Source organism: Stenotrophomonas pictorum JCM 9942 (assembly GCF_001310775.1).
Lineage (GTDB): Bacteria > Pseudomonadota > Gammaproteobacteria > Xanthomonadales > Xanthomonadaceae > Stenotrophomonas > Stenotrophomonas pictorum.
Genome location: NZ_BAZI01000244.1, coordinates 1 through 4,183 on the forward strand (window position 1 = coordinate 1; position 4,183 = coordinate 4,183).

Sequence of the window (4,183 nt, forward strand, 5' to 3'; positions counted from 1 at the left end):
GCCGGAACGGCTGGTGTCGGTCACCGGCGATCTGGTGCAGACACGGCCGATCGCCGGGACCCGCGCGCGCTTTGCCGGCGACGACGATGCCGCGCGCATCCAGGAGCTGGTCGGCCACCCGAAGGAGCGTGCCGAGCACGTGATGCTGATCGATCTGGAACGCAACGATCTGGGCCGCATCGCCGCGCCGGGCAGCGTCGAGGTCGATGAGTTGATGGTCGTGGAAAGCTACGCGCACGTGCACCACATCGTGAGCAATGTGCGTGCCCGGCTGCGCCCGGAAGTGACGCCGGGCCAGGTGATCGCCGCCACGTTCCCCGGCGGCACCATCACCGGCTGCCCGAAGGTGCGCTGCATGGAAATCATCGCCGAGCTGGAACAGACCGCGCGCGGCGCCTATACCGGCGCCTTCGGCTGGCTGAACCGCGATGGCGACATGGATCTGAACATCCTGATCCGTACCGCCGAGGTCGCAGGCAACCTGGCCACGTTCCGCACCGGGGCCGGCATCGTGGTGGATTCGGAGCCGGACAAGGAGCTGGAGGAAACCCGGGCCAAGGCGCGCGGCCTGTTGCGGGCGTTGGAGCCGCTGCAATGAACAGCGTTTTGGCCGGGGCTGGCGCGCGCGCGGTATCCTGCGCGCCGGTCTTGTTGAAACGGAGTGGCCATGGCGGGTGCTAAGCGCGGTTGTCTGGTGGTGCTGGCAGCGTTGCTGCTGCTGGTGGTGCTGGCAGGTGCCGTGGCGGCGTGGCTGTGGCAGCGGCAGAGCAGCTTCGCCTCCCTGCCGCTCACGCCAACCGCACAGAGCGTGACCGTCGCGTCCGGTGATTCCTTTGGCACGGTGCTGGCCAAGTTGCGGGCGGCGGGTGTCGATGAAGGCGCGGATCTGCAGTGGCAGCTGCTGGCGCGTGAACTGGACGCGGCCGGCAAGCTGAAGGTGGGCGAGTATTCGCTGGATCCGGCGTTGACTCCGCGTGAGCTGCTGCTGCGCATGCGCCAGGGCAGGGTGCTGCAGTACCGCGTCACCATTGTCGAAGGCTGGAACATCCGCCAGCTGCGCGCCGCGCTCAAGCGCGCGCAGCCGTTGCAGCAGGCGACCGCTGATATGAGTGATGCCGAGTTGATGGCGGCGCTGGGCTTTGCCGGTGAGCACCCGGAAGGCCGCTTCCTGCCGGAAACCTATATCTACCAGCGCGGTGACAGCGACCTGGATGTGCTGGGGCGGGCGCATGCGGCGATGGAGAAGGAGCTGGCCGCAGCCTGGGCCGGCCGCGCCGAGGGCCTGCCGTTGAACTCGCCATACGAGCTGCTGACGCTGGCCTCGATCATCGAGAAAGAGACCGGTCTGGCCAGCGAGCGCCCGCAGATCGCCGGGGTCTTCATGCGGCGGTTGAAGATGGGCATGCGCCTGCAGACCGACCCGACGGTGATCTATGGCATTGGCAGCGCCTACGATGGCAACATCCGCCGCAGCCATCTGACCACTGATACGCCCTACAACACCTACACCCGCGCTGGCCTGACGCCGACACCGATCGCCATGCCCGGACGCGACGCGCTGCAGGCCACCGCGCATCCGGCACCCGGTGATGCGCTGTACTTCGTCGCGCTGGGTGACGGCAGCGGCGCCCATGAATTCTCCGCCACGCTCGGCGAGCACAACGCCGCCGTGGCGCGTTACCTGCAGCGGTTGCGCGCCAGGAACAGCCAGGCAGTACAACAATGAATCACGAGTTGCTGTGGCATTCGCCGTGCATCCGCCTGGAAGAGGGCGAGGGGGCCGGCAAGGCCGGGGCGGTCAACGCCCTCGGCGATCTCCTGCGTGAGCGGAACGACCTGCAGCCTTCCTGCCTGACCGGGGCAGGCAGGAAGGCTGGCGCCGCCGCGCAGCGGCGCGATGCAGTAACCCGCGTGCATGCACAGAGCACCCTGGCATGAGCGATGTCTTCGCCCCGTGGCAGCAACGCGCCTATGACCAGACCGTGGCCGCACTTGATGCGGGCCGTCTCGGGCATGGCTTGCTGCTATGCGGGCCGGCCGGAATGGGCAAACGCGCGGTGGCGCTGAAGCTTGCCGAACACGTGCTCAATTACGGAGTCGAGACGGCTGGGCGGCAGCGCAATGCACAGTTGATCGCCGCCGGTACGCATCCGGATCTACAGCTCACCTCGTTCATTCCGAACAAATCCGGTGACAAGTTGCGCACCGAGATCGTGATCGAGCAGATCCGCGAGATTTCCCAGAAGCTGGCGCTCACCCCGCAGTACGGCGTGGCCCAGGTGGTGATCGTCGATCCCGCCGATGCGATCAACCGTTCGGCCTGCAATGCCCTGCTCAAGACGCTGGAGGAGCCCTCGCCTGGCCGCTATCTGTGGCTGGTCAGTGCCGATTCGGCGCGGCTGCCGCAGACCATCCGCAGCCGCTGCCAGCGCCTGGAGTTTCGCCTGCCGCCGCGCGAGGAGGCGTTGGCGTGGCTGCAGGGCAAGGGCTATACCGAAACTGTGGCACGTGAGGCACTGGAGGCCGCGCGCGGCCACCCGGCGCTTGCCGACCAATGGCTGCAGGGCGAGGGCATGGCGCTGCGCCGGCAGGTGGCCTCCGAACTGGAGCAGCTGCTGGCCGGCAAGCTGGGCAGCGTCGAGCTGGCCCAGCGCTGGACAGCGGACGGACATGCGGATCTGCGCTTGCGCCATGCCGCCGATCTGGCCCTGAAAAAGGCCGCCGACGGCTTGACCGATCCGGCCCGATTGAACAAGCTGGCTGCCTGGTTCGATGCCGCCAACCGTACCCGCGACCTGTTGCGTACCACCGTGCGAGCCGATCTGGCGGTGGTGGAACTGCTGCTGGCGTGGGGCGCGGCCAACCAGGTGCAATCCAAGGGGACTATTCGATGAGTGCGATCAACGCCCGCCAGGGCATCCTTTCGCTGGCGGTCAAGGACAAGGCTGCGCTGTACAGCGCGTACATGCCGTTCGTGAAGAACGGCGGCGTGTTTGTGCCCACGTCCAAGCGTTATTTCCTCGGTGACGAGGTGTTCCTGCTGCTGACGCTACCCGATTCCAGCGAGCGCCTGCCGGTGGCGGGCAAAGTGGTCTGGGTCACGCCGCTGGGCGCGCAAGGCAACCGCCAGGCCGGTATCGGCGTGCAGCTGGCCGATGGTGCCGACGGCGAGGCGATCCGCAACAAGATCGAGACGTTGCTGGCCGGAACTTCCAGCTCCGACAAGCCGACACAGACGATGTGAAAATTTCTGCAGGAAACCCGTTGACGTCGCCGCTCAGCTCCCTATAATGAGCGGCTCGCAACACGGGCGGTTAGCTCAGCGGTAGAGCATTGCCTTCACACGGCAAGGGTCGCAGGTTCGATCCCTGCACCGCCCACCACGCGAAACAAGAAAAAGCCGGCCTAGTGCCGGCTTTTTTGTTGCAGTGTCCCTCGGCTTTCCGGGTCGCTCAAGCTATCTTTGCGCGCGGGTCGGATGACCCGTGAAAGGGTAGGGAGGTCGACAAGAGGACATCGTCCGCATCCAGCGGTCATTTCCCTGTCTTGCCGGCCAATAAAAAATGGCGTGCGGAGGTTTGAAGTGGCAAATGGCAAAAGGCTGCGCTTGAGGAGTGTGTTGCGCAGCGTTGGTTGCACGGTGTTGGCGCTGGTGTGTCTGGCGATCGGCATCTGGGGGGGCTTTGCCTTGTGGTTCCACTTCCCGGGCAATGTCGCGGCACGCGTCGCGGCGGTGCTGGTGTGGTGCGTGCCGACGATCTGGGCGATACGCGCCGGCTTCGGGCCCAAGCGTCGCTGGCATTCGCTGGCGGTGTTCGGGGCGTTGTTCGTGCTGATGCTGGTGTGGTGGGCGACCATCGTCCCGCAGCAGGACCGGCAATGGGCCGAGGATGTGGCGCAACCGCTGCGCGCGCACATCCAGGGTGATCGTCTGGTGATCGACAACGTGCGCAATTTCCACTGGCGCACGACAGACGACTATGACGTGCGCTGGGAGCCCCGGCAGTACGATCTTTCGCAGGTGCAATCAGCCGATCTGCTGCTGTCCTACTGGATGGGGCCGGCCATCGCCCACACCCTGGTGTCCTTCGGTTTCGCCGATGGCCGCCAGCTGGTGTTCTCGCTGGAGATCCGCAAGGAAAAAGGCGAGCAGTTCTCGGCGCTGGGGGGCTTTTTCCGCCAG

At 66.2% G+C, this 4,183-nt stretch carries 6 protein-coding genes and 1 tRNA gene; all 7 read left to right on the forward strand.

Translation table 11 applies throughout. From position 1 onward, the window contains the following. A partial coding sequence (locus JCM9942_RS11610) for a chorismate-binding protein (RefSeq protein ID WP_172675102.1) occupies window positions 1–598 on the forward strand: 598 nt, incomplete at its 5' end. Between the two features lie 69 nt (window positions 599–667). After that, the gene (mltG, locus tag JCM9942_RS11615) at window positions 668–1,726 is read left to right on the forward strand and encodes an endolytic transglycosylase MltG (RefSeq protein ID WP_054659820.1); all 1,059 of its coding nucleotides are present in this window, start codon (window positions 668–670) and stop codon (window positions 1,724–1,726) included. Further along, entirely contained in the window at window positions 1,723–1,938 is a 216-nt protein-coding gene (locus JCM9942_RS11620) for a hypothetical protein (protein ID WP_054659822.1), read from the forward strand. Before mltG ends, JCM9942_RS11620 begins: the two co-directional genes overlap by 4 nt. Next, entirely contained in the window at window positions 1,935–2,894 is a 960-nt protein-coding gene (locus JCM9942_RS11625) for a DNA polymerase III subunit delta' (RefSeq protein WP_054659824.1), read from the forward strand. The genes JCM9942_RS11620 and JCM9942_RS11625 overlap by 4 nt, the downstream gene beginning before the upstream one ends. Then, complete coding sequence (locus JCM9942_RS11630) at window positions 2,891–3,244, forward strand: PilZ domain-containing protein (RefSeq protein WP_054659826.1); 354 nt, start codon at window positions 2,891–2,893, stop codon at window positions 3,242–3,244. The genes JCM9942_RS11625 and JCM9942_RS11630 overlap by 4 nt, the downstream gene beginning before the upstream one ends. A 64-nt stretch (window positions 3,245–3,308) precedes the next feature. Then, window positions 3,309–3,383: transfer RNA gene (locus tag JCM9942_RS11635), tRNA-Val, on the forward strand. A 236-nt stretch (window positions 3,384–3,619) separates the two neighbouring features. Beyond that, a partial coding sequence (locus tag JCM9942_RS19670) for a lipoprotein N-acyltransferase Lnb domain-containing protein (RefSeq protein WP_343123491.1) occupies window positions 3,620–4,183 on the forward strand: 564 nt, incomplete at its 3' end.

Bases quoted from the DNA above. Each gene is read 5' to 3' on its own strand.
- JCM9942_RS11625 (WP_054659824.1), top strand. From the start codon at position 1,935: ATGAGCGATGTCTTCGCCCCGTGGCAGCAACGCGCCTATGACCAGACC.
- JCM9942_RS11620 (WP_054659822.1), top strand. From the start codon at position 1,723: ATGAATCACGAGTTGCTGTGGCATTCGCCGTGCATCCGCCTGGAAGAG.
- JCM9942_RS11630 (WP_054659826.1), top strand. From the start codon at position 2,891: ATGAGTGCGATCAACGCCCGCCAGGGCATCCTTTCGCTGGCGGTCAAG.
- mltG (WP_054659820.1), top strand. From the start codon at position 668: ATGGCGGGTGCTAAGCGCGGTTGTCTGGTGGTGCTGGCAGCGTTGCTG.